At 40.8% G+C, this 26,994-nt stretch carries 27 protein-coding genes and 4 pseudogenes; 19 read left to right on the forward strand and 12 right to left on the reverse strand.

The window, feature by feature from the left end; translation table 11 throughout:
- Together AADZ70_RS01890 and AADZ70_RS01895 are read left to right on the forward strand one after the other, a co-directional pair.
- Positions 1-423, forward strand: coding sequence for a phage holin family protein (locus tag AADZ70_RS01890; RefSeq protein ID WP_048367939.1), 423 nt, complete (start codon positions 1-3; stop codon positions 421-423).
- Between the two features lie 46 nt (positions 424-469).
- Positions 470-1,441, forward strand: coding sequence for an N-acetylmuramoyl-L-alanine amidase (locus AADZ70_RS01895; protein ID WP_134986469.1), 972 nt, complete (start codon positions 470-472; stop codon positions 1,439-1,441).
- 51 nt (positions 1,442-1,492) lie between these two features.
- On the opposite strand, the gene AADZ70_RS01900 is transcribed toward AADZ70_RS01895, so the two are convergent.
- Positions 1,493-1,933 carry an SMI1/KNR4 family protein gene (locus tag AADZ70_RS01900; protein ID WP_130571121.1) on the reverse strand — a complete coding sequence of 147 codons (441 nt, stop codon included), beginning with the start codon at positions 1,931-1,933 and terminating at the stop codon, positions 1,493-1,495.
- Between the two features lie 12 nt (positions 1,934-1,945).
- Positions 1,946-3,766: a T7SS effector LXG polymorphic toxin gene (locus tag AADZ70_RS01905; RefSeq protein ID WP_342007624.1), complete on the reverse strand. Its 1,821-nt coding sequence runs from the start codon at positions 3,764-3,766 to the stop codon at positions 1,946-1,948.
- Between the two features lie 272 nt (positions 3,767-4,038).
- Between AADZ70_RS01905 and AADZ70_RS01910 the strand changes: the two genes are divergently transcribed.
- The 4 genes and pseudogenes from AADZ70_RS01910 to AADZ70_RS01925 all read left to right on the forward strand — a co-directional run bounded on the left by AADZ70_RS01910 (position 4,039) and on the right by AADZ70_RS01925 (position 6,767).
- Positions 4,039-4,173, forward strand: a complete 135-nt coding sequence (locus AADZ70_RS01910; RefSeq protein ID WP_259347430.1) for a hypothetical protein — start codon at positions 4,039-4,041, stop codon at positions 4,171-4,173.
- Positions 4,174-4,529: 356 nt separating this feature from the next.
- Positions 4,530-4,731 (forward strand): annotated as a pseudogene (locus AADZ70_RS01915) (DNA-binding protein).
- Between the two features lie 215 nt (positions 4,732-4,946).
- Positions 4,947-6,368: a viroplasmin family protein gene (locus tag AADZ70_RS01920; protein ID WP_342007625.1), complete on the forward strand. Its 1,422-nt coding sequence runs from the start codon at positions 4,947-4,949 to the stop codon at positions 6,366-6,368.
- Positions 6,369-6,401: 33 nt separating this feature from the next.
- Positions 6,402-6,767 (forward strand): type II toxin-antitoxin system RnlB family antitoxin, encoded by a 366-nt coding sequence (locus AADZ70_RS01925; protein ID WP_342007626.1) that lies wholly within the window; start codon positions 6,402-6,404, stop codon positions 6,765-6,767.
- A gap of 29 nt (positions 6,768-6,796) precedes the next feature.
- On the opposite strand, the gene AADZ70_RS01930 is transcribed toward AADZ70_RS01925, so the two are convergent.
- The 3 genes from AADZ70_RS01930 to AADZ70_RS01940 all read right to left on the reverse strand — a co-directional run bounded on the left by AADZ70_RS01930 (position 6,797) and on the right by AADZ70_RS01940 (position 9,698).
- Positions 6,797-6,985 (reverse strand): hypothetical protein, encoded by a 189-nt coding sequence (locus AADZ70_RS01930; protein ID WP_342007627.1) that lies wholly within the window; start codon positions 6,983-6,985, stop codon positions 6,797-6,799.
- Positions 6,986-7,515: 530 nt separating this feature from the next.
- Positions 7,516-7,872 carry a tRNA-Val4 gene (locus AADZ70_RS01935; protein ID WP_342007628.1) on the reverse strand — a complete coding sequence of 119 codons (357 nt, stop codon included), beginning with the start codon at positions 7,870-7,872 and terminating at the stop codon, positions 7,516-7,518.
- Entirely contained in the window at positions 7,869-9,698 is a 1,830-nt protein-coding gene (locus AADZ70_RS01940; RefSeq protein ID WP_342007629.1) for a T7SS effector LXG polymorphic toxin, read from the reverse strand. Before AADZ70_RS01940 ends, AADZ70_RS01935 begins: the two co-directional genes overlap by 4 nt.
- Positions 9,699-10,458: 760 nt before the next feature.
- Here AADZ70_RS01940 and AADZ70_RS01945 point away from each other — a divergent pair.
- The 13 genes and pseudogenes from AADZ70_RS01945 to AADZ70_RS02005 all read left to right on the forward strand — a co-directional run bounded on the left by AADZ70_RS01945 (position 10,459) and on the right by AADZ70_RS02005 (position 18,085).
- Positions 10,459-11,157 (forward strand): hypothetical protein, encoded by a 699-nt coding sequence (locus AADZ70_RS01945; protein ID WP_342007630.1) that lies wholly within the window; start codon positions 10,459-10,461, stop codon positions 11,155-11,157.
- A 47-nt stretch (positions 11,158-11,204) separates the two neighbouring features.
- Entirely contained in the window at positions 11,205-11,579 is a 375-nt protein-coding gene (locus tag AADZ70_RS01950; protein WP_342007631.1) for a UPF0715 family protein, read from the forward strand.
- Between the two features lie 137 nt (positions 11,580-11,716).
- The gene (locus AADZ70_RS01955; protein ID WP_342007632.1) at positions 11,717-12,094 is read left to right on the forward strand and encodes a hypothetical protein; all 378 of its coding nucleotides are present in this window, start codon (positions 11,717-11,719) and stop codon (positions 12,092-12,094) included.
- Positions 12,095-12,776: 682 nt separating this feature from the next.
- Positions 12,777-12,914, forward strand: a pseudogene (locus AADZ70_RS01960) (hypothetical protein); the annotation flags it as partial.
- Positions 12,915-13,061: 147 nt separating this feature from the next.
- The gene (locus AADZ70_RS01965) at positions 13,062-13,424 is read left to right on the forward strand and encodes a hypothetical protein (protein ID WP_342007633.1); all 363 of its coding nucleotides are present in this window, start codon (positions 13,062-13,064) and stop codon (positions 13,422-13,424) included.
- 99 nt (positions 13,425-13,523) lie between these two features.
- The gene (locus tag AADZ70_RS01970; protein ID WP_064777855.1) at positions 13,524-14,351 is read left to right on the forward strand and encodes a hypothetical protein; all 828 of its coding nucleotides are present in this window, start codon (positions 13,524-13,526) and stop codon (positions 14,349-14,351) included.
- Positions 14,352-14,443: 92 nt separating this feature from the next.
- Positions 14,444-14,527 (forward strand): annotated as a pseudogene (locus AADZ70_RS01975) (hypothetical protein); the annotation flags it as partial.
- A 236-nt stretch (positions 14,528-14,763) separates the two neighbouring features.
- A complete protein-coding gene (locus AADZ70_RS01980) occupies positions 14,764-14,964 on the forward strand; it encodes a helix-turn-helix domain-containing protein (protein ID WP_342007634.1) in 201 nt (66 codons plus the stop codon).
- Between the two features lie 199 nt (positions 14,965-15,163).
- Positions 15,164-15,376: a DNA-binding protein gene (locus tag AADZ70_RS01985; RefSeq protein WP_342007635.1), complete on the forward strand. Its 213-nt coding sequence runs from the start codon at positions 15,164-15,166 to the stop codon at positions 15,374-15,376.
- A gap of 137 nt (positions 15,377-15,513) precedes the next feature.
- Complete coding sequence (locus AADZ70_RS01990; RefSeq protein WP_342007636.1) at positions 15,514-16,182, forward strand: hypothetical protein; 669 nt, start codon at positions 15,514-15,516, stop codon at positions 16,180-16,182.
- 202 nt (positions 16,183-16,384) lie between these two features.
- Positions 16,385-16,669, forward strand: a pseudogene (locus AADZ70_RS01995) (hypothetical protein); the annotation flags it as partial.
- A 132-nt stretch (positions 16,670-16,801) separates the two neighbouring features.
- On the forward strand, positions 16,802-17,722 hold the full coding sequence (gene bla, locus AADZ70_RS02000; protein ID WP_156524386.1) for a class A beta-lactamase: 921 nt from the start codon (positions 16,802-16,804) through the stop codon (positions 17,720-17,722).
- A gap of 42 nt (positions 17,723-17,764) precedes the next feature.
- On the forward strand, positions 17,765-18,085 hold the full coding sequence (locus AADZ70_RS02005) for a putative quinol monooxygenase (protein WP_327813949.1): 321 nt from the start codon (positions 17,765-17,767) through the stop codon (positions 18,083-18,085).
- Between the two features lie 99 nt (positions 18,086-18,184).
- Here AADZ70_RS02005 and AADZ70_RS02010 read toward each other — a convergent pair whose 3' ends face one another.
- The 7 genes from AADZ70_RS02010 to AADZ70_RS02040 form a co-directional block, all read right to left on the reverse strand.
- Positions 18,185-19,597, reverse strand: a complete 1,413-nt coding sequence (locus AADZ70_RS02010) for an MDR family MFS transporter (RefSeq protein WP_342007637.1) — start codon at positions 19,595-19,597, stop codon at positions 18,185-18,187.
- A 141-nt stretch (positions 19,598-19,738) separates the two neighbouring features.
- Positions 19,739-20,212: a MarR family transcriptional regulator gene (locus tag AADZ70_RS02015; protein ID WP_342007638.1), complete on the reverse strand. Its 474-nt coding sequence runs from the start codon at positions 20,210-20,212 to the stop codon at positions 19,739-19,741.
- Positions 20,213-20,438: 226 nt separating this feature from the next.
- Positions 20,439-21,551, reverse strand: a complete 1,113-nt coding sequence (locus tag AADZ70_RS02020) for a glycosyl hydrolase 53 family protein (RefSeq protein WP_342007639.1) — start codon at positions 21,549-21,551, stop codon at positions 20,439-20,441.
- 50 nt (positions 21,552-21,601) lie between these two features.
- Complete coding sequence (gene galT, locus AADZ70_RS02025; protein ID WP_342008037.1) at positions 21,602-23,101, reverse strand: UDP-glucose--hexose-1-phosphate uridylyltransferase; 1,500 nt, start codon at positions 23,099-23,101, stop codon at positions 21,602-21,604.
- A 1-nt stretch (position 23,102) separates the two neighbouring features.
- Complete coding sequence (gene galE, locus AADZ70_RS02030; protein ID WP_016936495.1) at positions 23,103-24,095, reverse strand: UDP-glucose 4-epimerase GalE; 993 nt, start codon at positions 24,093-24,095, stop codon at positions 23,103-23,105.
- Positions 24,096-24,098: 3 nt separating this feature from the next.
- Positions 24,099-25,268 (reverse strand): galactokinase, encoded by a 1,170-nt coding sequence (locus AADZ70_RS02035; protein WP_342007640.1) that lies wholly within the window; start codon positions 25,266-25,268, stop codon positions 24,099-24,101.
- Between the two features lie 15 nt (positions 25,269-25,283).
- Positions 25,284-26,990, reverse strand: a complete 1,707-nt coding sequence (locus AADZ70_RS02040) for a PTS lactose transporter subunit IIBC (protein WP_342007641.1) — start codon at positions 26,988-26,990, stop codon at positions 25,284-25,286.
- Between the last annotated feature and the right edge of the window lie 4 nt (positions 26,991-26,994).

Raw genomic sequence — 26,994 nt, forward strand, 5'->3', positions numbered from 1 at the left:
ATGGAGGGAATACATGTGTGGATGAATTTTGAAAGCTTACAGATCGCAAGAACATATCTTTTCGGGGAGGTGAAATACCTTGACTTGCTTCTGATCCTAAGCATCTTGGATGTCATCACCGGCATTATCAAAGCGTGGAAAATGAAGCAGCTCCGGAGCCGCAGCGCGTGGTTTGGGTATGTGCGGAAGATGCTCAGTTTTATGGTGGTCATCGTCGCCAACATTATTGATACGATAACAAATTTGAACGGTGTTCTGACCTTTGGAACCGTTCTTTTTTATATCGCAAATGAGGGCCTGTCCATCACGGAAAACTTGGCACAGATCGGCGTTAAAATTCCGGCCGTCATCACTGACCGGCTCCATGTAATTGAAAGCGACAACGATCAGAAAGCAGAAAAAGACGATCAGGCAGCTGGTTAACCCGGCTGCTTTTTTATATTTCAAAACAGAATAGGAGAGATTTTTTATGACAATTGCAGTGAAAAAGAGATTAGTCCCAAGCGAAGAATACAGCCTGAAATGCCCGAATCCAATGACGCCGGAGTATATCACCATCCATAACACAGCAAACGACGCATCAGCCGCCAATGAAATCAGTTATATGACGGGAAACAGCGAATCGACAAGCTATCATTTTGCCGTAGATGATAAAGAAGTAATTCAGGGGATTCCGCTGGATCGGAACGCTTGGCATTCTGGCGACGGTACAAACGGAACCGGGAACCGTAAGTCTATCGGTGTGGAAATCTGCTACAGCAAGTCAGGCGGAGCGCGATACCAAGCAGCGGAGGCGCTGGCTATCAAGTTTGTCGCTCAGTTACTTCAAGAGCGCGGATGGGGCGTTGACAAAATCAGAAAGCATCAGGACTGGAATGGGAAATACTGCCCGCACCGTATTTTAGATGCGGGGCGCTGGGATGAAGTGAAAGCGGCCATTGCTGCAGAACTTGAACGCCTTGGAGGTAAAAAAGCATCCAAACCACAAAAAACAGATTCAAAGCCCAGTGGGGCGACGTACACCGTAAAGAAGGGAGATGCCCTCTCTGTAATTGCAGAGAAAACAGGCGTAAGCATGAAAACCCTGCAAAGCTTGAACGGCATCAAGAATCCGAATCTGATAAAAGTTGGTCAGGTATTAAAGTTGACCAGATCGGCCGGTTCTCCATCAGGCGGCAAGAAATCATCTTACACGTTGCCGTCAGGCGTTTTTAAAGTGACAAGCCCCTTAACTAAGGGAACGGCCGTGAAACAGATTCAATCTGCACTGGCGGTTCTCTATTACTACCCGGACAAAGGGGCAAGTAACAACGGAATAGATGGCTATTACGGGCCGAAAACAGCAAACGCGGTCAAACGATTCCAGTCCATGTATGGCCTGACTGCAGATGGTATTTATGGACCGAAAACGAAAGCAAAACTGGAAAGATTATTGAAGTAACAAAAAGCCCTTCTCAAAAGGGAAGGGCTTTTTTATATGGACTTTGTGTTTCTATTCTTCATAGAGCTTATCTACCAATTCCGTAAATGAATCACATATATGACTCAAAGCTCCATCAGGATCTTCATATGCAATTTCATGATCCCAGAATACCACGGTGGGATTCTCTTTATTTTGACGATAATCGAAACAGATTTCATTACCGAAAGGATCACAGGCGAAAGGGACTACCCCTGAAAGCATTCTTCCATCCTGATAATCTTCTAAAACCTCTAAAATAAAACTTGAACTATCCTCAGTTAGACCATGTAATCGATTAAAAACCGCGCCTTTTGTATTTTCATAGTCAAAAATCTTTTTACTTGGGCGTGCTCCATTGTTGTTTAATATAGTTGAAATGTAGTCGTTTGGAAACTTAATATCTAAAGCCTTTTCGATTTTTTTAACAGTTGTTTCCCCGATGGGTTCTTCGGCAAATCTCCACTCTGTCATATTGACCAACTCCTATCTGTTCTTACTTCCACCACCCCAAAGGTGCCGGCCTCCTGTATGGCCTGTTTGCCGATGCACCTTTTGGTCAACTAATTGCATTCTCCCTGAATCTTGGTGATGATGCCAAGTATATCCGTCTGGTGTTTCACCAGCTTTTATCATTTCGATTTGAAGGTCATTGAATTGATTTCTAAGTAAAGGATCCTTTTCAATTTCTTCTTTTAATTTTAAGGTTGCATCTTTAAATTGTAAATAATCGCTTTCCTTATAGAGTCTAGAATCAATCTTCGTATCAAATTTTGCTTTGAAAATTGGGAAACCGTCTTTATTATATGGAACTCCAGTTTTAGGATGTTTTTGGTTTTTAAGATGGCCCATTTTTAAGTTAACTGTTTTGAGGTTTCCGTATTCATCTCTGTAAGTATAAGGTGCGGCTTTAGTAAACAAATCATCCTTTGATTGAACTAATCTCTTTAAAAGCGGCGTATTTTTAACATTAATAGTATTCCCGGCGTCTTGTAAAATCCCTTCTAATGCAGGGGTATATCTATTGGCATAAGGCTTGACAGACGGATTGCCATTTTTAATCTTTTCGCTAGCCGCCTTCCCAACTTTAGCAAGATCTTTCGAACCTGTTGAGACAGAGGACTTTCCGCCTTTCAATAACAGAAGACTTCCGCCCAAGTAAGTAACATAGTGCATCCGTGTATATGCATCGCCGTGAATCATCTTTTTATCCCAATCATCCTTCAATGTGTCAACCATACTTTGAAAGACACCTAGATAGTCGTATTCCAGAACAGTATCCAGAACTTTTTGAGGATCTTTGTTTAAGTTGTCAATTGTCCAACCGATATTCCGTCCGAGTTGAAGTGCTCCTTCACCGGTATCCTTGGCAAGATCGTATACACCAACAAGCAGACCTTTGGCGCCATCACCTATGATTTGCAATGCTTCTTTTCCGTTATCCATGAAAGCTTTACGCTGTTCCAGAAATGAAACAAATTCAAGCTGTTCTGGGGTGAGATTCTCATAGCCAACCTTTTTGGCGATTTCTAAGTATTCATCCGGGTCGGTTACGCCATCAGCCAGCTTTTTCTTCAGATCCTTGATTTCACGCTCTTTCGCTTCTTCCTTTTTAATCGTCAAATAAGCATCCGAATGTCTTGCGATATCGCCTTTTTTCTTATGGATGTCGCTTTCCCGGTACGCTTTGGCGTTGTAGTGAAGCGGCATGGCGCTTTTTCCTTTGCCCGTGGCATTTTGAAGCTGATGGAAGTCAGCTTGGATGAACTGTTCGTTCGCTTCGGTTTCTGCGTATTCATTCATTAGATCGTGATCGAGCTTGCCGAGCTTATGTATTGTTTCGCTTCTTTTTTTGTCTGCTGAAGAGAGCTTCTGATCCGTGTTTTCGGTTGAAAACAATTCGAGCGAGATGATGTCTTCGATCTCACCGAGGATGGAGCGCATGTCTTTTTTCTGCTCTTCCATAATCGCCTTTGATTTACTGAGGGCGTGGGTGAGCTCATGCTCCAGAAATGATTCCTCCACATGCGAATTGGAAAGTCCGGCATCTTCGACCTTGCCGGGAAGACTTGTGAGAAATGCGATTTTCATGTCGATCAGATCAAGCCAGCTGTCTGTGACGCCGGCGTGGTCCTGGAAAAAGGCTTTGATGTTGTCGGCGCCCCGGCCTGAAAAGTCGCTGTCACCGAGGTCAGCCATACCTTGAAACGCTTTTTTTAGATTGACCATCTGGCCGCGCAGTTCTTTATATTCACCCGCGCGCTGTTTGGCAGCGGCCATCAGGCTGTTTGCTTCAAAAACTTTCATGACCATATCCTTTCTTTTAAAAAGCTTCAACAAGATATTACCATGGAAGAATGAAGAAAATGGTCGCTGTACGATTGAAAAGGAAAAATGAATCATTTGGTCTGCGTCTTTATTCCTTGTGTTGCTCTTGAATAGAGATAAGAGAAAGCAGATTTGATGTGGTTGGGTAAAAATGACTAGCGGAGCATTCGTCTCTTTAGAGTGGTTTTTTTATGAAATATATTGGTGTCTCGGATAAAAATGGTATAATTCTTGTGTTAGGAGGTGGTTAAGTGGATGAGTTTAAAGACTGGGTACTTTCCATTGCAGGGATTGTCACAATTGGCAAACAGCTTTATGACATATTCCAAAATGAAAAGAAGCAGCGAGGAGAAAAGGAGAAAAAGCGCTTCCGCCGCCAAAGCTAGAAGCGCAACTGCAGGTTTCAAGGTTTTTAAGGGGGGAAACCCCCTGTTTCCTCGAATATACACTCAGTATACATCAAAAGTGATTGCGGTATGCCGCAAAAGCGTATTGCGGTATACTGTAACTCATCCATTTTTTGTATGATGAAAGATTATTTCAGCAAGTACAGCACATCAGATATGGCCATACTTCTAATAATGTTATTTGGCCTTGTCGCTATTGATTCTAAAAACTTATCGCTTTCGGGAATGATAGCGAGTGTAATTTTATATCTGGCTGTGATCCTCACACTATTCAAAGGTCTTATTATGATTTGGTCAGAAAAACGACATGAAAAAAACCGAAAAAATTAAGTTTTATCCAGGAAGAAGTTTTGACTGCAGCAGAAGCGGGGGAGCTGCTTGGAATTACTCGGCAGCGTTTAAGCAGCACCCTTGTCACTTCTGGAAAGCTCAAGCCGGTTAAAAAGGTTGGGACAGTTACAATTGCTTGAACATGTACAAGCCTTTAAAAAAGAATTAGAAGCCGGCCGGAAGAAGTACCGGACAAATGATGAATGAAACTCTCTCGAGATGAGGGGGATTGTTTATCGTATTTTGTTGAAATAAGGGATAATACTGTAAGTTATATCGGATTATATTATTGTCTTGGTTATAGATGAACTTTAATGTGTAAATCAAGGTCACGGGAAATTCAAAAAAATTCTAGAAAACTACTCTATATTTCCTATTTTAATGGTATATTGGATTAGATGTCATTAAGAAGGGGAAGTGTCATGGCTAAGAAAGTATATGCAGTTAGAAGAGGGCTCGATACCGGCATTTTTTTCACTTGGGAAGAATGTAAGAAAGCTGTGAATGGATTTAGTAACGCTGAATATAAAAGTTTTCCAAGTATGAAAGAAGCCCAAGCTTATCTAGATCAAGAAGATAAAAAAGAGGAAACACCATCAACAACAGAAGAAACTGAATTGGTTAAAGAAAACACTGTCATTGCATATGTAGATGGTAGTTATAAAAAAGAATTAAAAAGGTATTCTTATGGCTTACTGTTACTTTTACCTGATGGCAAACAGGTAAAAGATTACGGTAGTGATAATAAGGAAGAAGCTCTAGTTTCAAACAATGTTGCTGGTGAATTATTGGGTACAATGGTTGCTATTGATAAAGCCATTGATTTAAAGTTTGATAATATTCATATTCACCATGATTATGAAGGTATTGCAAAATGGGCTAAAGGAGAATGGAGAGCAAATACCTTTGTTGCAAAGCAATATAAAGAATTTATTGAGAAGAAAAAAGAAAAAATTAATATTTCATTTGAATGGGTTAAAGGTCACTCAAACAACGAGTACAACGATTTAGTTGATTCCTTAGCTAAAAAAGCATTAAATATAAATCAACAACCAAAAACAGGAGACAATTATTTGGTCGTAGATCACATTGATTTAGAGGAATTTAAGCTAATCCTTACAATTGTCCAAGAAGATATAAAGGGTATAAGTATTCAAAAAGAGGAAGAGAAGAATAGTATTAGGTGGGTCTTAAAAAAAGATAAAGAAAAACTCACGATTATTTATTTTCAAACAAAAAATAAATTGGTGTTACAAGGGAAACCGGAAACTATTTTCTCACTGACTCAAACTTATGTACTTGAACTTGTTAATTCAGAACAAATACATGAAGTTTTAACAAGCTACTATAACATAGATGTTGATAAAGAAACTGTTGAAAACAAATATCAGTTTTTACTTCCTAATAAAAATGTTGTACTTTCAACTAAACTTGAAAATACTTTAAAACAGGCTATTTTAAATCTACAGTTGCAAGGAGACATGTATGATTTTACATATTTAGTGTTCCCTGCTTTCAGAGGCATGGAAGGGTTTTTGAAATATGTGTTGGACAAGCATCAAATTAATTCAGATGATTCTTTCCGGAAAGCTTTTGAAGAAAAAACTGGAATGAAGCGAACATATTGCTTAAAAACAACATATCATGATAAAGTAGGTTCACCGCAAAAAATAAAATACATGAATAAACTGTACCGATACTACAAAAATAATAGAGATTTAATTTTTCATTGGGATGCTTATGATCAAAAAAACGATACAACCCGGATGGTCAGTGAAAAATCGTGGCGAGATACCATTACAACCGTATTGGATTTAATTGATGAATACTTTCGTGTGAATTAGGGTATAATGTGTTTAAGGAAGGTAGGAGTAAAAATGAGTATTTTAAAAACAATTGAATTAAAGAGGGATGATTATTCTTTCTGTGTATTAATTCAAGCTCAAGAGTCGCTCCATGAATTAAGACCTGAATTAGACCGGGATATTTCATGTGAAAATATGCAGGGGAAAATTCTTTTCGATACTCTATTCCACGCTGGTAATGCTGATGATCGTTTTTTTGAAATAGAAACAGAAAATGGACGACCAAACTGGGAAACCTTAAAAACTACTCTTGTTGAAAAGCAAGATAACATTAGAAAAAAAATTGCACAAGTTCTTATGGAGAACCCTGAATTATTAGAAGTATCACCTCTTACTAACATTCAAAAACGAATGTTAAGTAAGGGAATAGGTATATAAAAAGAACCTTCTAAAAAAGTGGGTTCTTTTTATATTATCCATTTTTCTTCTTTTTTATCCCACTTCAATTCACCTTTCATCATTAAACCTCGCACAGCAGCACGTATTGTCTGCTCATCTTTTCCGGTTTTCCTTTTCAATTGTTCCATGGAGGGATTTTTCCCGAAGCGGGTCATGTTAAAAATAATCCGATACACTTTCCGTTCAAAATCGGTCATTTTGATTTCATCTCCTTGAATAAATTATATGCGAACATAAGTTCTTTTATCAATGGAGAAAATATTGGCAAGGCTGTGGATTCAATCTCTGGTTTTAAGTGGAAAATTGTTGGCAAGTTGTTGTCCAAACCTGCCAACAATCATTATTTTTAATCAGAAAAGATCAGATCTTAAATTTGCAATCCCTTGATGGATAAGTATTTGTCAGGAATAAAAATAACAGCTCAGAAGGTAATCACTACCTTGACAGGGTAGAGGTCGCTGGTTCGAGCCCAGTCGGAATCATAGCCGAAACCCTTGCGTAGCAAGGGTTTTTTACTTTTTATTGAAACGGCTCTAGAGGCTTACATTATTCCAGTAAGAAGGGCAAGGAAATGGCATTGATAGCTATTATGCACTGAAAACCAAAAATTCGTCAGACCGTTCCTTATGAGTTCTCCAGATAGTAACTGCGGATCGAAAACAAAGTGAAACTTGAAGCGGTATTAAGGTAATAAAAAGGTCCCTTGAATTTCAAGGGACCTAAAGTTTTAATCATCACTCTTATACCTTTGGGGGATCTTGTCTCTCCAGTCGAGTATAAGTTTTTTGAATTTTTCTGTCTCCATGGAGTTTCTATCGTTTTCATTTTCTGTATGAAGGTGTTCTATAACAGTTTGATCTTCTTTTATATATGCAATGGTTGTATTTAGTTGAATCTCATATTCTTCAGAAGAACCATCCAATACGTCTTGAATCATTTTCAAGTATTCATCAGCTTCATCTATCGAAACAATGTCTTCAATGAAATCAGAAAAGTATTCTAACTCTGCGGGGAGAACTACTCGTAAGTATCCTAAATGGTCTCTTTTACATTCAAATGAATATTCCATAATAAATTCAATCATTCCCTTGGTTTTTTATATAAAGGATATGCAGTAGCTATTGAGCCATCTTTATTAATATACATCTCTACATCAATCCCTGATGATGTTTTGCCGATATACTTATTATCTCGTACTTGTTTTTTGTTTTTGTAAGCTTCGGAAATTGTATTGTAAACTTTTATTCTATCCCATTCTTTTGGAAAGAAAGTTGACCTTGCTACTTTTTTTATTCCTTTTACTTCTACTTTAGCTCTATATACCCCATTTATATCAGGCACTTCTTCTGTTCCAGGTATTATATTGCCACCCATCATACTCTCGTGATGATAACCTACAGCTTTATTTTTCCTATTAACTTCACCATGATATACGTGCTTTATCGTTTTCTTATTAATACCATTTGAATTGACAGATTGCCTGAGAACACTCTCTTTCTGCTCTTTAATAATACTTTTCAACAAAGGCGTATTCTTCACATTGTGAGTATTTTCAATATCCTGTGCTAATCCGGCAAGTGCGGGTTCATACTTATTTTTCGAAACGGAATTGATATAATTTTTTCCTTTTTCAATCCCGGTTTTTACATGTTTTGCAGCCGCTTTTTCACCGGCTTCCAAGACGTTATCCACTTTGGCGGCGCCTGTTTTCGCGAGCTTGCTTGTTACTTTTACAGCTGAGCCGGAACCTTTTAGTCCGACGATGCTCCCGATGGCGTAGGTGATGTAATGTGATCTTGAATACGCATCCCCGTTAATCATTTTATCATTCCATGAATCCGCCAGGTTTGTCCATATGATTTTTGCGTAAGAGGGCGTGTTCAGTACAGCCGATATGGTTTTAGCGACTTTTTGTTCATCAGAGAGATGGTAAAAATCCCATGCGCCGACAGCCAGATCTTTGACGCCGGTTACGGTGTCTTTTCCGACATCATAAAGGCCGACGCCTATTCCTTTGACGATGTCCCAAGCCGTTTCTCCGACTTCTTCGAGTTGTTTTGCTTGTTCAAGCTGCATCACATATTCCACCTGAGCGGGTTCAAGGTTTTCATAGCCGATCTTCTTCGCGATTTCCAAATACTCATCCGGATCGGTGACACCATCAGCCAGCTTTTTCTTCAGATCCTTGATTTCCCGCTCTTTCGCTTCTTCCTTTTTAATCGTCAAATAAGCATCCGAATGTCTTGCGATATCGCCTTTTTTCTTATGGATGTCGCTTTCTCGGTATGCCTTGGCGTTGTAGTGAAGCGGCGTGGCGTTTTTTCCTTTGCCTGTGGCGTTTTGGAGCTGCTGGAAGTCGGCTTGAATGAACTGTTCGTTCGCTTCGGTTTCTGCGTATTCTTTCGTTAGATCGTGGTCAAGCTTGCCGAGTTTATGTATCGTTTCGCTTCTTTTTTTGTCAGCTGAAGAAAGCTTCTGATCTGTGCTTTCCGTTGAAAATAAATCAAGCGAGATGATGTCATCGATCTCTCCGAGGATGGAGCGCATGTCCTTTTTCTGCTCTTCCATAATTGCCTTTGATTTACTGAGGGCGTGGGTGAGCTCGTGCTCCAGAAATGATTCCTCCACATGCGAATTGGAAAGTCCGGCATCTTCGACCTTACCGGGAAGGCTTGTGAGAAATGCGATTTTCATATCGATCAGATCAAGCCAGCTGTCTGTGACGCCGGCGTGGTCTTGGAAGAATGCTTTGATGTTGTCAGCGCCCCGGCCTGAAAAGTCGCTGTCACCGAGGTCAGCCATGCCTTGAAACGCTTTTTTCAGGTTGACCATCTGACCGCGCAGTTTTTTGTATTCACCCGCGCGCTGTTTGGCAGCGGCCAGCAGGCTGTTTGCTTCGAAAACTTTCATGATCATATCCTTTCATACGAAATACTTCAACAAGATATTACCATGGAGGAATGAGTAATAAGGTCAATGTACTATCTAAAATGGAAAAATGAATCATTAGACCTGATTCTTTGTCCTTATAATTATGTGATTAAGCATTTGAGAAGAGAGTTTATGGATGATAAACCGATAGAACTGGGAATTACTCGGCAGCGTTTAAATGAATTGAATTGGAAAGAGTAAGCGGGTAAAAAGGTTGGAACAGTCTTATTAAAGACAATATTACTTTAATAAGGAGAAATAATTATGAAACAATTTCATTGAAAAGTACAGTATTATTAGATAATGAATTGTAGTGGGGAAAAGATGAAAATGGTGTAATTCAGGATAAAGGTGAGTTATTAACCGGAATTGATATGTTAACGGAAAATAATGTATAATGTACCGGGCGGCTTTGAACTCATTGAAGGTGATGAACATGAAGAAATGGAAATTTTTCGTAATATACATCCTGACTGAAGAGACTTAATTCAATGAAAATTAACCTATTTATCCTGTTCTTTTTTAGGAGGAAGGTATGTCAATTTTAACAATAATTGAAATCGCGTGAGTGGCAACTGTATTAGGGTTATTTGCATGGACTTTTAAAAAAGAGAAAAATACTGATGAAAGTGTATTTAATTATGCTGGATATATGATTTATTTGCTTATCGCTGAAGTTGCATTGTATGTCGTATTTCAAATTGTTTAAGTTTATTCCAGGCAAAGAGAGATGTGAATCATGATAGATGTCTTAACTAATATCTTAAAAAATGACAGACTGGATGAATACCCATTATTTAAAAAGTTTTGCTCTCTCAAAGAAAAAGGGTTACGTAAAGAATCCTTTAAAGCATTATCTTCGTTTATCGATGAAGCCAAGACGTGGGATAATCATGCACAACGGAATTTTGCTTGTTGGCTATTTGCTTTATTAGAAACATCAGATGATATTCACCATATACTTGTTCACCCTTTAGAAATGGATCTTTTAAAGCCTTTGCTTGAATCATGGATGAAGACTAACCCCGAAGATCCAAGACCATACAGGTGGTATGGTGTGTTTTTAAATACTGAAAACCGTGTCGATTACTTAAATAATGCACTTAGACTAGGCGGCAGTAATGAACAATTATCTTTATTAACGTTAATCGATATTCATTTGAACGCCTTGTGGTATTCATTTCATCACATATCCGAAGATTTATATCTAGGCGATATTAAAGAAGATAAAGCACTTCTTATCAAGTCCCGGCAGTTGAACAACAAGATAGAATGTCAACAAACAAGAAAAAGCAATAACAAACAGCTTAACTATTATCAAGATTTGTTGAATGACTGGTTGTTGTTTAAAGAAGAACAATCAAAGGGATTTGTTGAATGGTGTGAAAATAAGGGCAGAAGCTATCCTTGGGCCAAATCTTATTATTACGAAAAATAGCAATTGCAAGCATGTTTGATTTTTAATCGTAAGGGGAGATAGATTTGATGGCAGTAAGATACGCAGCTGTCCTTATTTTGTCGGCCATATGCTCTGTACTGGTATATGTTATCACCTTGGATCAAGCTGAATATGTCCCTTATCTTATAATTAGCGGGATCATGTTGACATGTTATTCAATTTTTGAATTGCCATTGCAGCTTTTCTTAAACCGAAAAGCTAGAAGGTTCAATTTTAAATATCTCTTAATATACACAGTGTTTTCATTTATTGCATGGCTAATCATAGCGCTTCTCTTTGAACCTTATAACCCAATAGGGTCTATACTAGCGAGTTATGAGATATATTTATTCAGCGTATTATTTGCTCTGATCTTTAGTTCTTCCCTTCACTTCAAATATTGTACAATTTCGGAAGAGTGAGTAACTTTGAAGTGAATGGATTGGGGATGGAGAGAAAAAACATTGTTGTTGCGGAAGGCTGAGGTAATTGGGCACCAATGCTGGAAGACCTTTATCAGCAGCGACGATTTAAGTATGTTGAATGGAGCGGCTTGTTTATGTTGAACTGGAAAATAAATGAAAAAATTATGTTTGCAGGAACTTTAATTGCAATTTTTTTGATTTTAATATTTAGCGTCATATTTATTAAAGGAGCGAGCCATACTCCCGGTAAGGATGATGTTGCTGTTTTTGGGAAATTTGCAATCAGCAGACCGCCGGTCAACTATGATCTATATAATAAAGACAATTCCAAGACGGTTTTAGAAAACGTTACGGGTTACTATGAATCATCTGACTCCCGAGTTTATGTGCAAAATAATTCAGATTTTGTTGTGATTAATAAAGGAACATCATATGAGAAAAAATCGCAGAAAAGAGCTTCGGAAAATGATAGGAAAATGTTAAGTAGAATAAATAAATTTGAGGAAGAATAAAGTATTTATTAATCAGGAAAAAACATAAAATGTGATGTATTGAAATTATTTCTTAGAGGAGAAAGTTTATGGATTTACTTGATTGGACTTACATTATATCTCAAATTATAGGAGCTGCTGGGTTCATAAGTTTATTGTGGTTCTCTTATCTTAATAACAAAAGTGAAAAATAAAGCAGAGCATTAAAGGATGAAAAATTCGCATTAAGCAAGTTCTTTATGTTTCTTTTCCATCGCTCTGAAGGACCTTAATTTGAAACATCTAACCCCCTTGTTTAATTCTTTTCCTTTTTAATTGAATATTTGTACATTAACATGGCAGCAAAATCATCACCTCATCAATCAATTTTTGCATCTCGTCGTTTATTTCAGTTTTTACCTTGCAGTTTTCTCTTTTTTCAAGCTTACGTTCTGGCATATAATCCTCCTGCTATTGAGATGCAGACATTTGAGTTCAATAAAGAAATATCGGCCACGTTATCAAGCCCCCCCACCATTAACTGAGGGGGGCTTCTTATTAATTTAGAAAATGCGTTGACTAACAATCCATATTCATAAAGATCAATTGCTTTTAAATTCACCGTTCTTTTTGTCGACTAAATCACTTTATTTAAGTTGAATTGGTTGTTAGAACATCATGTGATGCACCTCCTTTAAAAAGCATACACACATATTAGAGGACTGAAATTTACCCGTATGAATTGGGATATGGCTGCCTAAACGGCTTTTCGCATGGAGCCAACATGCGGCAACTGGTCAACAGCTTTAGAAACTTCATCATAACAGGGAAATCCGGCGAGCATCGGGAATATAAATACAGCTAAGCAGGATGTATGAATATCCGTCAGACGGCGAAGGAAAGGCAATCTCTATGTGTCGTGACAGTTCGGATGCGGGTGAATGGAACTTCCCATTCATCCGCTGTTATGTCAGAGGGACGAAAAGACATGTTTTGAGGAGGAAGCGGAATGATTAAATTTACACGGCCATCGCCTATGAAGAAAACATGCACGATGCACCCGGAAAAGAAATCTGTCAGAGCGGTTTCGTTTACTGATTTTAACGGCAATTCTGTAACAGTAACACTTTGTGAAAAGTGTCTGGCTGATTTAAAAAAGAAAGCCGCGGCTGAATACAGGGGCGTGATCGAGGAGCGGGCCAAACAGAATCGTTTCAAGATTGGTGATCATGTGTATTTAAAGCATTTGGGAGTAGTCGGCGAGGTGAAAAACATGGAAGGTGTTCAAGCGGCAAACAGGACAGACACAGACGGAATCCGGATGGCCACCCCTAAGGAAATCGCAGAATACAAAAAGCAAGCGGGAAGGTAAATAAACACGATATAAATAGTGATTTCCCTAAAAGAACTAAAGAAAATCCATAATTTGTCGATTTCATAAAAGAACAATTACGAAAAAAGGTGGAGAATTATGGACGTATTTAGTTTGCTTAAAAGTATAGGGATACCTGGATCCGTAGCTGCAGGAGGGATATTGATTTACTTATTTGGGGTAACTTTTAGACCAATCACTCTTTTATCGGCAAATGCATTTGAAAAAAAGCTTTTTTCTAAAGAAAAGTTATTTTTATTAATGAGTTGGCAACATTTTTGGCAAACAATGCTTTGGATGTGCGTTTTTCTTTCTTTTACAATTTCATTAAATGTGCAAAAATGGGCGATAAATCAAAAATTATCTTCAACGGTTGGAAGCATAGCAATTGTTGTTGGAGAATTAATATTTTTCCTAATATTAGCTGTGAAAGATAGCAAAAAAGAAAATCCAAAGTGGAATATTTTAAAGTCAAAACCCATGAAAATTGTTCTGTCTGTTCTTTTCATATTATGTTTAGGTGTTTTTTATATATCATTTGATGGGTTTATAGTTGGGAGTGCTTTGCAAGAAAAAGGACTGAATAAATTCATATTATTATTAATATTTCCATTCTTTATATCTTTGCCTATCCCATTCTTAATGAAACCAATTTCAAGGTTCATCGAATGGAGCAAGGAAATGAATATTTATATAATTAGTGTTAATGAAGATCGGCAACAAGAAGAAGTAACACAAGATGTTCAAAATGAAGTTCCTACTGATTTGGGTGATAAAAAAAGAATTCGTTGGTATATTCTGCACCCCATTAATAAGGAATTTATATTATTGGGGAATAACGCAAATAGAAAGTTATCTACAGAGACAAAAATAATAAAATTTGAGGAACTTTGTGATACAACGATGTTTATAGAAGAGAAAAAATAATATAGTCCAAGACGGAAAGCCTGCGGACACTGAACTTACAGCATTAGCGCTGTTTGTTTGGTATCTGTTTTTTATTTAAACGGAGGGATGAGATTAAGCAGGAAAAGAAAAAGTCCAATAAAAACACGCAGGAGCGCTCAGATCGTTTCAGGCAACAAATGATGAATACGAACTTAAACGAGAATAAGGGGAGGAATCAGAATACAGGATGTAATCATTGAATACAAACGAGCTTTAAGAGAAACAAGAAAAATGAAAAATAAAGCAGATCACAGCCTATTCTGTTTAGTATGAACAGGTTGTTTATTTATTGAAACATAAGAAAGGTTTTCAAAAAATCTTTAAAGAATACTATTGTTATAGGTATAATGATATTTTTTAACGTTACAATTTAGGGAATTCAAAGAGGATGATGTTAACGTACAATCTTAAAGAACGTGATGCAATCAAACGGTTCTTAAATGAGGAAATCGTTAATACAAGCGAAGCAATTGAAATATTGGGATTTACTCGCCAATACCTAAACCAGTTAGTTAAAAACGGAGAATTAGAGCCGATGAAAGAAATGCCTCGGGACAGGCTTTTTCTGAAAGAGGATATTTTGGATTTTTAAAAATATAGAGGGAAATGAGCAAATATGAAAAAATTAATCGATGGTTCAATGATCTTATTCTTTATTCTGTTTGTGATATTGTTCACTAATTTTAATTATGGTCATCTCAGCACTCCCGATATTATTACTATGATTTTGGCAATGATCTGGTTGGTATTGACTTTAATTAATATAACCCTAAAATGGAGAAACCTCCGAAATGGCTAAGTTTATTTTTGAAAGTATAGACGAGCTGAGAGATTTTATGGGTAAAGAAGTCATAACGACATTTGAAGCCATTGAGATAATCGGATGCAGCCGGCAGAACCTCAAGCAGCTGGTAGATTATAAAACATTGGTTCCGATTAAAACTACGAACAGAGATCGCCTATTCTTGAGAAAAGATATTGAAGGCTATAAAAAGAAACGTTGATTGCACCCTGCAAAAGGGTGTTTTTTCGTCTTACGGTTACCACCTATTTATGAAGGGTGCTTTCGTTCGACAAATTTTGCGAATGGTTCCTTTCTCCTACTCCTTAACCGATAATAAAGTGAGAGGGGGAAGAAGAGTTGAAAAAAATATTTATAATCATTCCTATATTGATTTTTGTTCTATCTGGTTGCGGCGTGGATACAAAAGAGGCTGAAAAGTTTTTAAAAGAGCTGTCTAAAAATAAAACGGTATCACAATATCTTAGTGAAGCGCCAACTTTAGATTACACTAATCCTATAAAGAAGTATTATGATTTTCAAATCAACCTGTCCATGAATAAGAAATTCACGCAACTCTCTAACAAGGAAAAATATAAAATTCTTTACAAAGTTTATGAGTTAATTGAGGATAAAGGTTTTTCTAAGGTAATCAGCTGTGGGGATAGGTATACTTGTTCAGTAGACGAAGTACATGCAAAGTATAAAAACGATGATTATACAATTGATTTTAAACATGTGGATTCTTTGTACCAGTTAGAAAAAAATGATGAAGTAATTTTTGATTTAGAGGATGAAAAAGAGAAAAGAAAAGAAAATTCATCAGAAGAAGAGGCACAATCAGCTAATGATCAAACCATATATAATTACATGGAAAACGAATTTAATAGAATTACAAATAACGGGGAAAATTACACCCCAGAGATCCATGATTCAATGGTTGCTGAATTGGCAAGCGAAAAGTTTGGTATAACAGTTGATGAAGCAAATGAAATATACGTGAGTATGTCTATGAATAAATATAAATAAATATAACAGGCATAAATCCTAGAATAAGATTTATAATTTTAAAGCACCTCATTCCGAAAGGTGTTTTTTTATATTCTCTGTAAACTGCTTCTGGTTAGTCTCAGGATAGACAATCGGCGGTTAACGGTCTGAGTGCGGCGTCGGTTTAGAGGGAATATCTTTTCCAAAACAAACATGAATCAGAAGGGGGCGGTGGATGTAGATGGCTGAAAAGCACATACAGGAGGATAAGGATTACGTCAAAGGCATGAAATACAAGGGCCTTGCCGAAAAGTAAGGGGTGACAGTGAACATCATTAAATCGTAAAAACAGCGGCATGGTTCGGAAAGGAAAAAGGGTGCACACAAAAATAGGCGGGCAACCCGGCAGTAAAAACGTATTAGGAAACAGCGGTGGGGCGGCTCCGGCAAGAAATCAAACTCTGTATCACATGGGTTCTTCTCGAAATATCTGCCGGAAGTAACACTATCCATTGAAGAGATTCAGGGGTGTCTTAAATTAAAATTTCAGCTGATTCCCTAACTGTCACGGAAAACATTTCACAGGAAAAATATTGACTGTTTTCCTGTTTGTGATGTTTATTAGAAGGAGTATACAAAATTATTATAATGAGGAGGTCTGGATGTGAAAAATAAAGCGAGAATACAAGTTGGAATATGCATTGGGCTTTTATGTTTAAGCTTTACCGGTTTCAGCCCTTTATTCGGCTCAGCGCATGCTGAAGCGAAAGCCATAGAAGACACAAAAATGACAAGCTGTACAACGAACAAAAAATTTGTTCAGCTTGAGAAGAAATTTGATGCCAGGCTCGGGGTTTATGCGATTGATACGGGGTCAAACAAGACAATCGCCTATCGGCCGAATGAACGGTTTGCTTACGCATCAACCTATAAAGTGCTGGCCGCAGCTGCAGTTCTGAAGACAAGCTCAAATGAAAAACTTAATGACATCATCCGCTACACCAAAGATGATCTTGTTACATATTCTCCAATCACAGAAAAACACCTGGATACAGGCATGCGCCTGAAAGAAATCTCCGAAGCCGCTGTCCGTTACAGCGATAATACCGCCGGGAACCTATTACTCCAGCAGCTTGGCGGCCCTAAAGGTTTCGAAAAGTCATTGAAACAGATCGGGGATCATGTAACGAAAGCTGATCGATTCGAGACGGATTTAAACTCGGCGATTCCCGGGGATCGTCGTGACACAAGCACCGCAAAAGCACTGGCAACTGACCTTAAGACTTTCGCTTTGGGTAATACTCTCACGGCTGACAAGCGCACGATTTTAACAGATTGGATGCGGGGCAACGCTACCGGCGACGAACTGATTCGGGCAGGCGCTCCTGCAGGATGGGAAGTCGGCGATAAATCCGGAGCCGGAAGCTACGGCACACGAAACGACATTGCGATCGTTTGGCCGCCTGACAGAGCTCCAATTGTTTTGGCAATCCTGTCAAACCGGTTTACGGAAGATGCCGATTATCATAATGCTCTTATCTCGGAGGCTGCAAAAGCCGCCCTTGATGGCCTTAAATAAACATTGCCGTTCATTGCGGTATTTTTTTCGATAAATGTGATAATGAAGAGCCATAAAATGATGGGAAGAGGGGGAATTGCGATGCATTACATAACGGCATGCTTAAAAATCATCAGCGACAGAGACCTTAATGAAATAATGAAGGAATTCAAAAAACTTGAGGAAGAAACGAACAAAGAAGAAGGCTGTATTCAGTTCCATGCTCATCCGCTTGAACCATCAGAACGCAAAATCATGCTTTGGGAGATTTGGGAAAACGAAGAAGCTGTTAAAATCCATTTCACGAAAAAGCACACAAAAGACGTTCAAAAACAAAAATTAACGGAAGTAGAATGGTTAATGAAAAGCAATGTGAATGAGTAAAAGGCTTTGTCTGTTGTTGGCCGACTCTGTCAGCAACAATTATCAGTTTTATTCACTAAAACCCTTGCTGCGCAAGGGTTTTTTACTTTGAAAAGTTCTTTATACTGCAGTCTTTTTATGGGTAAGGAACAGACTTGGAATGAAGATGGCCGCAAGGATGATGACGGATGCTAAAAATCCGGCATGGTAGCCTTTTAAACTGTTCGAAATCGTCGGCTGCAATCCTTGTATGACAGTTGCGGTAACGGTTGCGATCACAGCTGACCCAAAGCTGGAACCGAGGTTTTCAATCATATGAATACCGACACCTGCTTCCGGAAGCTGTTTACTGTCAAGACCTGTATAAGCGTCACTCATCAATGGGAGCATAATTCCTCCAAAACTGGTGCCGCGGATAAACAATATGACGGAAATCCAAATCATACTTGTGTTATCGGTGATAAAAATAAGCGGGACAGATCCGATCAGCGACAGAACAAGACTGACCATAACCACGTATTTCGCACCAATCTTATCAATCATTTTTCCGGTCAGCGGACGAATCACGAGCATTCCAACTCCTTGAGGGATTAAAGCGAGTGCTGCTTCGACTGCCGTGAAATGCCGGAAGTTTTGAAAAAACAGCGGAAGTATTAACATCGGCCCCATGATGGCAACATTCGCTAAGAACAACCCGATCGCTGATGCTAAGAAGCTCTTGTGAGCAAACAAATTCATCGGCAGCACGGTTTGATTTTTTTTGATTCGATTATATACGAGGTAAATCGCTGCTGAAACAAGACCGATGACCACCCATAAGATCGTGTCGCTATTGTTAAATGATGCATGAGCCGCCGCTTTCGTAATACCGTACATCAATGCCGCGCTCATTAATGACAAATTGATAATCCCGAAAATATCGAGTTTCCGAACTTTGTTGAATGGTTCAAAGTCCGGAATGGTTTTCATCATAAGCGGTGCAGCAATCAAAACGATGAACACGTTGATGTAAAAAATCCAATGCCATGAAGCACCTTGGACGATGAAGCCTCCGATGACAGGTCCTAAGATCGGGCCGAAGATCATAGGGGTGCTGACGATTGCCATCACTTTTCCCAGGTTTTCCTGACCTGCCGTTTTAACCAAGAGTGTTGACATAAGCGGAGTGATAATGCCGGCGCTGAATCCTTGAAGCAAACGGAAGAAGATGAAGCTGGAAACGTCACGGCTCATTCCCGCAAAAACAGAAATGACACCAAAGGCGATGACTGAGCCGATGAAGATTTTCTTGCCGTTATATTTGTTCATAAGCCAGCCGGATACGGGTACTGCAATCGCAAGTGCTAACATATAGCCTGTAACGGACCACTGAATGGTATCCAATGTCGTGTGGAAGTCTTCAGTCAGTTTGCCGATGGCGATGTTTACCATCGTAGAGTCAAGCATTGGAGCGATTGCTCCCAGTGCAATAGCCCAGGCGGCAGTGAGAACTTCTTTTGGCAGCCGAAGTTCCTTTCTTTTATGTGTTGACATATTATTCTCCTCTCAAAATTGCTGTCTTTGTTTCCTTGTCAACAAAATAATAGAGTGTTTTTGTTTCTTTGTCAACAATAAGAGGGGTATAAAAAGGCAGCCCGTTTTCATGGAGCAGGGCTGCCGGTGCTATATTCATATTTATTCCGATTTCATGTCTGCACCAAGTTTCTTTATTTCTGAATCCAAATGTCTGCTGTATGCTTCCACGAAGTTCAGCATCGTGTCAAATTGTTCATCAGTTACTTGTTCAAACACGATTTTGTCCCGTTCTTGAAACTCTTTGTGCAATTCCTCGTGAATTTTATAAATGACTTTTCCTTGCTCGGTAAGCCTGAAATAGATTTCTTTCTTGTTAAGCGGCTTCTGATAGCTTTCGATAAGGCCTTTATTGATAAGCTTCTTCGTTAATTTACTGATGGCGCCTCTTGTCATATAAAGGGACTCCGCAAGTTTAGTCACATTGGCGTCTTCAATTTTTTCGATTTTTTCGATGCAATGCACTTCAGAAGGTTTATGCCCTTTAAGGCTTTCTTCCATCTTCAGCCTATTCAGCCACACCATCTTGTTAAAAAAGTCCCTGAAATTCGTGAGGAGCTGTTCTTTTTTGTCCATGGCCCGTCCTCCTGCTCGGTGGTGCTTACACAATAGTATAAAATTTTTGTTTCTTTTTCAACAATCGTAAAGCTGTTTTAGGAACTGAGAGTTAACCGAAACGTGGTTTTTCGGGTATTTTTCTTTCCGTATTCGTTACTTGCTCTTTTTCTTTTCATAACAGGCCAACTCTACAGCCTTATAAAAAAGCAGGCTGCGCAATGAGCCTGCTTGAGAATCACATCAATCATTTTCCTGTTGCGGCGTCATAAAAAGCGTCGATTGCGGTTGTGTATTTCAGGACGTTTTTAGACACTTTTGCGGTTGCGCCTAATGGATACGCGTCTGACAGAACGCTGGAGTGAGCCTCGGGCTCCCAGTAAAATACGCCGGTACCTTTACCGTTCGGAACCGCTTTCACCAGTTTTATGGTGTCTTTTATGGTCCAGTAGGAATCTTTCGGATTATTTTCATCTCCGCCCAGTTCAACCACCATGACTTCCTTGTTGTAGCGGGAGGCGATGTCATTTAAATTAGAGGATAATTGGCCGGTGAGCTCCCAATAAGGCTTACCCTCCCAATAGGGGTAGAACGAAACACCGATGATGTCGGTTTTGCCGCCATTTTTAAAGAATTGATCAAACCACCATCTGAATAGGCTGTTGTCCGTGCCGTGTGCCAAATGGCTGATTACCTTGGTGGCCGGGCTGACGGATTTCACGGCGTCATAGCCTTTGTTCAATAAGGCGGTCAATTTGCTGAAATCGTTCGTGTTGCCGTCGGGCAGTAAAATTCCTGAATTCATTTCATTTCCTACTTGCACCCAATCAGGGGAGATGCCGTGATTTTTAAGTTCTTTCATGACGTCGTACGTATGGTTATACACCGCTCCTTGCAGCTGGCTGTTTGAATAGCCGGTCCATTGGTTCGGCTTGATTTGATGGCCGGGATCGGCGAATACATCACTGTAATGGAAATCAACCATGACCTTCATTCCTAACGCTTTTGCCCTTTTGGCCGCCGCAAGTACGCCCGCTTTGTCACTATAGCCGAGCATGGTCCATGTTGTGCCGTCTTTCAGCCAATAATAGCTGCTTGGCGGATTCACAAACACTCTCAGTCTCACGGCATTTATTCCGTGATCTTTAAGAATCTGCAAGGCATCTTTCTGTTTCCCGCCGTCATCCAGCCAGCGCACACCTTCATCCTCCATTTGTTTCAGCCAACCTATATCAGCGCCATAGGCAAAGGGGGTGTCCGCTTTTGCTTTAGGAGACTTCTCAATGAATGTAAAAGCGGTGAAAATGAGGGAAAGACAGATGATATTTACAAATACACGCTTCACCTGGTTTTTGAACATCACAATACCTCCTGATAAAAAGATTGTTGGTTGAGTTCACTCTGAATGTTTCAGCTGCCATTCTCTAGCACCTTTGTAAAACGCTGAAACGCCTGAATGCCTTCTGCTGTCATTTTAAAAACGCCTGCATCGGTCAGCGCGCGTAAAAATACATTCGCGGTTTCTTTTTGTAAAACAGCGGCTGCATTTTCAAGTGTCACGTCTTTATCCGCTTTGATGTTTTCGGCCCACGGAAGATGAATGTCTTTGATGTCATGAGGTTCATTCAGCAAATACTTTTTTACTTCTGCCAGCTCATCTTTCAGGCGGGGAGGCAAAACGGCAAGCCCCATCACTTCAATCAGACCGATGTTTTCTTTTTTGATGTGATGAACGTCTTGATGCGGGTGAAAAATGCCATCCGGATATTCTTCGGAGGTGCGGTTGTTTCTGAGGGCGAGATCGATTTCGAAATCCGTTCCCCTGCGTCTGGCAATTGGAGTGACGGTATTATGGAATTCATTCGTCTTTGCGATGACGCCGACAGTTTCGTCTGTATATTCCCGCCACTCTTCAAAAACATATGCAGCCGCCTCAGTCAGCAAATCCGGATCTTTTGCCCGCAAGCGGATCACTGATACCGGCCACTTCACGACAAAAGCCTGAACGTCTGGAAAATGACGCATACGAAAAGGATAAAGGGAGTCCGCTTTTGCCATCGGAAACTCATGCGCGCCGCCTTGATAATGATCGTGTGAAAGAATGGAACCTCCTACGATCGGCAAGTCTGCGTTTGATCCCGCGAAATAATGCGGGAAGATTTCCGTAATGGCCAGAAGCCTTCTGAAGCTGCCGCGGCTGATGTTCATCGGCTTGTGCACGCTTGAAAGAAAGATGGCGTGCTCGCTGTAATACGCATAAGGTGAGTATTGAAAACCCCACTGTTCTCCCGCTAAGTCAAGCCGGATGATGCGGTGGTTTGAACGGGCAGGGTGATGTAAAGTTCCGGCATATCCCTCATTTTCCATACAGAGCAGACAGTTCGGATAACGGTTTTCCGGGCTGTTTTTAACCAGGGCGATGTCTTTAAGGTCTTTTTCCGGCTTTGATAAATTAATTGTGATCTCCAACTCGCCAAAAGGTGTTGGTGAGCGGTACACGATATTTTTTCGGATGGCCCGCGTCTTCATATAGTCGTTGTTTTGGCTCAGACGGTAAAAATAATCTGTTGCTTTTTTCGGGCAATCTGATAACAATTCGCTGAATGTGGCATTGATCAGAGAAGGGGCCGGCGTGATTACATCCATGATCCTGCTTTCCAGCATGTCTTTTTCAGCCGGCGTGTCGTTGATGATTGACCGTTTTACCGCGTCTTTCACCATTTCGTCCAAATAGTGAAGCCTGTTTTGTTTCTTGATATGCTTCGGTTCTGCATAATCCGTCAGTCTGAGCAGATCAAGAAGCCTGTTTCTTGTATAAATTACATCTGTTTCATTTATGTCGCCTAAGACAGTGCTCTCTTTCAGAAACCCTGCCACTGATTCAAAAACTTCAATGACCGCCGCCTCCATTTCATTTGTCTTTGTATCCGTTTGGATGACGCAGATGCCAATTCCATGCTGATGCAACGATTTCCGTTATGTCCGTTTGTTTCGGATTCCAGCCGAGAATGTTCCGCGCTTTATCGCTTGATGCGATGAGCGTGCCCGGATCACCGGGTCTTCTTTCGGCCGCTCTTGCTTTTATGCCTCGCCCGGTTGCTTGCCGGGCTGCATTGACCATTTCTAATACGGAAAATCCGCTGCTTGAGCCTAAATTGAAAATACCGCTGTCTCCGCCGTTCTGCAAATATTCCAGAGCGAGAATATGGGCATCGATTAAATCAGAAACATGAACATAATCGCGGATGCACGTGCCGTCTTTAGTATCATAGTCAGTGCCGAATATCAAAACCTCGTCCCGCTGACCGAGCGCCGTTTGTAAAAGGATAGGGATAAGGTGGGTTTCCGGATGATGATCTTCTCCGATGGAACCGTCCGTTTTCGCGCCGGCCACGTTAAAATACCGAAGGGAGACATATTTTATGCCCCAGGCGGCATCGCACCACTTCAGCATTTTTTCTGCCATGAGTTTTGATTCGCCGTATGCGCTTTCCGGCTTTTCCGGCATGTCTTCTGTGATGGGCACTTTTTCAGGTTCGCCGTATACAGCGGCGGATGAAGAAAATACAATGTGTTTCACCCCGAATTCCTGCATGACCTCCAGTGTAATTTGTGTGCCGTACACATTATGATTGAAGTATGAAAGCGGGTCTTTCATTGATTCGCCGACAAGAGATTGAGCGGCAAAATGGAGAACGCCTGTTATGTTCTCCTTCGCAAAAACAGAGCGAAGAAACGGTTTGTCGCGGATATCTCCATGGTAAAAAACGGCTTTTTCATGAACGGCTTTCCGGTGGCCTGTCTGGAGATTATCCACAGCTATCGTTTTAAATCCTTTGTTTACTAATTGATCAACCGCATGAGAACCGATGTAGCCTGCGCCGCCGAGAACGAGAATCGCCATGATTTATTTATCCCTCCATTCAGCCGCGCCATCGCTTATATCCGCGATGTAGAAAGAAGCTTCAAGACCTGTCCTGCTGCGGTAGTGAGATGAAACAGCCCGGATAAAGCCGGCGGTTTCTCCGCTTTCCACAATGGCTATGGCGCAGCCGCCGAACCCCGCGCCCGTCATCCGCGCCCCGAGCGCTCCTTCCTTCCAGGCTGCTTCAGCGAGCGCGTCTAATTCGGCACCGGTCACTTCATAATCATCGCGTAATGAACGGTGGGACGCATTCATCAGCTCCCCGAACGTTTTCAAATCATTCAATTTGAGAGCTTCCGCGGCTGAGAGGGTCCGCTCGTTTTCATTGATTCCGTGACGGGCTCTTTTGCGCAATGTTTCACGGGAGAGAAGGTGTTCGAGTTTGTTGAATTCTTCTGCCGTTAATTCCGCAAGTGATGCGATATTCCGATATTGCCGCAGTTCCGAGAGAGCCTCATCACATTCACTGCGGCGTTCATTATATTTTGAAGCTGCCAGTTCCCGGCGCTTGTTCGTATTCATAATGACGATTTTATATCCGTTAAAAGCAGCCGGAATCATTTCGTGCTCAAGCTTATCGCAGTTTAAAAGAATGGCCATGTTCTTTTTGCCTTTTTGCACTGCGAATTGATCCATAATGCCTGAATTCACGCCGATAAATTCATTTTCGACTCTTTTTCCGATAAGCGCCAGTTCAGTATCGGAAACATTCAGACTGAATAACTCTCTTAAAATGGCACCGGTTAACATTTCAATAGAAGCGGAGGAACTTAATCCGGCGCCGTTTGGAATCGTACCGTGAAAAAGAATATCCATTCCGCTGTCTATTTGGCCGCCGGCTTCGAGAAGGTAACGGATCATTCCCTTTGGATAATTGGTCCAGCCGTCTTCTTTTTTGTATGCTGTATCGTGGAGATCAAGGCAGACAATGCCGCTGTCCGGAAAGTTTTCTGAGAATAACCGGATTTGGTGATCTCCGCGTTTTGCGCAGACGGCATATGTTCCGATCGTAATCGCGCAGGGAAGAACGTGGCCGCCTATATAATCCGTATGTTCCCCGATCAGGTTGATCCGGCCGGGTGCGAAAAACAGTTCCCCGTTACTTCTCTGGAAAACGTCTTTAAATCTTGATTTCAAACGTTTGTCATCCATGATAACCCTCCGATTCTATTTTGAGGTATGCTCCAGTATGAACTGAATGGCTTTGTGTGAATTCCTGGTGAGGCCGATATATTCCGCTCCTTTCGTTGCGATGAGTTTCACATGCAGGCGGTCTGCATCTTCTTTAATGTCATCGTAATAAGAGCCGACTTGCGGAGCCAAAATGATCATATCGAAGTCTTTCATGATGTCGTAATGGGATCCGTAGGCGCCTGCTGAGGCGGTGATCGGCACGTTATATTCCTCGGCGCCCTCTGTCAGTGCGTTCGCAAGCATGGCGCTCGTTCCCGCTCCGGCGCACAGCACTAACACATTGGTGCCGTGTTCCAAGGCGGATGAGGATTCCTGAAGATTTGTGCTGATGACTGAGGCCGCGTCTTCTGAGGCGCCGGCCATTGCGGGCTGTATCTCCCGGGATGTTTGCGGCGCGGTTTCAGATTCGGTGTGTTGGGCTTCTTTCGCCGCTAATACATTGTCGTAAGCTTTACAGAATGGCAGGTATATCAGGAAATCAACAATGATTAACACAGCTGTGAGGACAAAAGCCGAAAGCCCCATCCCGGTCCCCAGAATCAGGCCGACGGGAGCCGGGGCAGCCCACGGAAGAACATACATAAAACTGTTCATTCCGATGACATCCACGAAAAATTTAAACAGACAGACATTCACCATCGGCGTTACAACAAACGGAATGAAAAAATAAGGATTTAAAATGATCGGCGCAGCAAAGAGAAGAGGTTCGTTTACTGCGAAAGACACCGGAACTGCGGATGCTTTTCCGACTGCTTTCAATTGCTTGGATTTCGCGAAAAGAAGAAAGATAAACGGAACAACAAGGGTTGCGCCGGTTCCTCCCATTGTGCCGACGAAATTTCCGAGTCCGACGGTCAGCACGTTGGACGCCTGCTCACCGGCATTATGAAGCTGCAGGTTCGCCTCCACATTTGCGTAAATAATAGCCGCGATGGCAGGCTCCACAATAGAAGGCCCGTGAACGCCGACAAACCAGAACAGCGCCATCATTCCCCAAATGACAGAAATCCCAAGATAACCGTCTGCAGCGGTAAAAAACGGCGATAAGAGAGAGGAGAGAGCCTCCGCGAACGATACGTTCAGCGTATTCCTGATCAATAAATCAATGATCACCATGGCCAAAACGGAAAAGGCGAACGGGAAAACATCTTTAAATGTTTGTGAAATGGTTCCCGGAACTTCTTTCGGCATTTTAATCGTAATATTTTTCAGAGCGCAGAATCTGTATACGTTCACTGTTATGAAAGCGGATACAAAAGCGGCTAAAAGACCTTTTGTGCCGAGATATTCCGTGGAGAATCCGCCGTCGATTTGAGTGACGCTTAAAATGAGAAACCCGACGACTGAAGCAAGCATCGCTGAAACGGGATTGATCCCTTTGTTTTTCGGCATTTTCCGGTTCATTGATTCACTCAGGCATTTCGCAGTTGTTGCCGCAACAATCAGGCCGAGGGCACCCATTGAATAGTTATAAACTTTCCAAAGCCATTCAGAAACACTTTTAGGCCAAGTGAAACCCAACACTTCCGGCACAGCCGCGGTGAGGATGAAAATGCTGGCGAATAAAATAACAGGCATGGCCGTTAAGAAGCCGTCGCGGATCGCGCCTAAATAAATGTTTCTTGAGATTTTTTCAAAAAACGGTTTTCCCTTTTCGATTTGCTTGATGATACCGTTCATTTTT

Origin of the sequence: Bacillus sp. YBsi01, from assembly GCF_038406745.1 — a bacterium.
GTDB classification, from domain to species: Bacteria; Bacillota; Bacilli; order Bacillales; family Bacillaceae; genus Bacillus; species Bacillus siamensis.

What these genes read in the sequence shown, in the direction of transcription:
- AADZ70_RS01890 (WP_048367939.1), top strand. Translation starts at nt 1, where the DNA reads ATGGAGGGAATACATGTGTGGATGAATTTTGAAAGCTTACAGATCGCA.
- AADZ70_RS01895 (WP_134986469.1), top strand. Translation starts at nt 470, where the DNA reads ATGACAATTGCAGTGAAAAAGAGATTAGTCCCAAGCGAAGAATACAGC.
- AADZ70_RS01900 (WP_130571121.1), bottom strand. Translation starts at nt 1,933, where the DNA reads ATGACAGAGTGGAGATTTGCCGAAGAACCCATCGGGGAAACAACTGTT.
- AADZ70_RS01905 (WP_342007624.1), bottom strand. Translation starts at nt 3,766, where the DNA reads ATGAAAGTTTTTGAAGCAAACAGCCTGATGGCCGCTGCCAAACAGCGC.
- AADZ70_RS01920 (WP_342007625.1), top strand. Translation starts at nt 4,947, where the DNA reads ATGGCTAAGAAAGTATATGCAGTTAGAAGAGGGCTCGATACCGGCATT.
- AADZ70_RS01925 (WP_342007626.1), top strand. Translation starts at nt 6,402, where the DNA reads ATGAGTATTTTAAAAACAATTGAATTAAAGAGGGATGATTATTCTTTC.
- AADZ70_RS01930 (WP_342007627.1), bottom strand. Translation starts at nt 6,985, where the DNA reads ATGACCGATTTTGAACGGAAAGTGTATCGGATTATTTTTAACATGACC.
- AADZ70_RS01935 (WP_342007628.1), bottom strand. Translation starts at nt 7,872, where the DNA reads ATGATTGAATTTATTATGGAATATTCATTTGAATGTAAAAGAGACCAT.
- AADZ70_RS01940 (WP_342007629.1), bottom strand. Translation starts at nt 9,698, where the DNA reads ATGAAAGTTTTCGAAGCAAACAGCCTGCTGGCCGCTGCCAAACAGCGC.
- AADZ70_RS01945 (WP_342007630.1), top strand. Translation starts at nt 10,459, where the DNA reads ATGATAGATGTCTTAACTAATATCTTAAAAAATGACAGACTGGATGAA.
- AADZ70_RS01950 (WP_342007631.1), top strand. Translation starts at nt 11,205, where the DNA reads ATGGCAGTAAGATACGCAGCTGTCCTTATTTTGTCGGCCATATGCTCT.
- AADZ70_RS01955 (WP_342007632.1), top strand. Translation starts at nt 11,717, where the DNA reads ATGTTGAACTGGAAAATAAATGAAAAAATTATGTTTGCAGGAACTTTA.
- AADZ70_RS01965 (WP_342007633.1), top strand. Translation starts at nt 13,062, where the DNA reads ATGATTAAATTTACACGGCCATCGCCTATGAAGAAAACATGCACGATG.
- AADZ70_RS01970 (WP_064777855.1), top strand. Translation starts at nt 13,524, where the DNA reads ATGGACGTATTTAGTTTGCTTAAAAGTATAGGGATACCTGGATCCGTA.
- AADZ70_RS01980 (WP_342007634.1), top strand. Translation starts at nt 14,764, where the DNA reads ATGTTAACGTACAATCTTAAAGAACGTGATGCAATCAAACGGTTCTTA.
- AADZ70_RS01985 (WP_342007635.1), top strand. Translation starts at nt 15,164, where the DNA reads ATGGCTAAGTTTATTTTTGAAAGTATAGACGAGCTGAGAGATTTTATG.
- AADZ70_RS02005 (WP_327813949.1), top strand. Translation starts at nt 17,765, where the DNA reads ATGAAGAGCCATAAAATGATGGGAAGAGGGGGAATTGCGATGCATTAC.
- AADZ70_RS02010 (WP_342007637.1), bottom strand. Translation starts at nt 19,597, where the DNA reads ATGTCAACACATAAAAGAAAGGAACTTCGGCTGCCAAAAGAAGTTCTC.
- AADZ70_RS02015 (WP_342007638.1), bottom strand. Translation starts at nt 20,212, where the DNA reads ATGGACAAAAAAGAACAGCTCCTCACGAATTTCAGGGACTTTTTTAAC.
- AADZ70_RS02020 (WP_342007639.1), bottom strand. Translation starts at nt 21,551, where the DNA reads ATGTTCAAAAACCAGGTGAAGCGTGTATTTGTAAATATCATCTGTCTT.
- galT (WP_342008037.1), bottom strand. Translation starts at nt 23,101, where the DNA reads ATGGAGGCGGCGGTCATTGAAGTTTTTGAATCAGTGGCAGGGTTTCTG.
- galE (WP_016936495.1), bottom strand. Translation starts at nt 24,095, where the DNA reads ATGGCGATTCTCGTTCTCGGCGGCGCAGGCTACATCGGTTCTCATGCG.
- AADZ70_RS02035 (WP_342007640.1), bottom strand. Translation starts at nt 25,268, where the DNA reads ATGGATGACAAACGTTTGAAATCAAGATTTAAAGACGTTTTCCAGAGA.
- AADZ70_RS02040 (WP_342007641.1), bottom strand. Translation starts at nt 26,990, where the DNA reads ATGAACGGTATCATCAAGCAAATCGAAAAGGGAAAACCGTTTTTTGAA.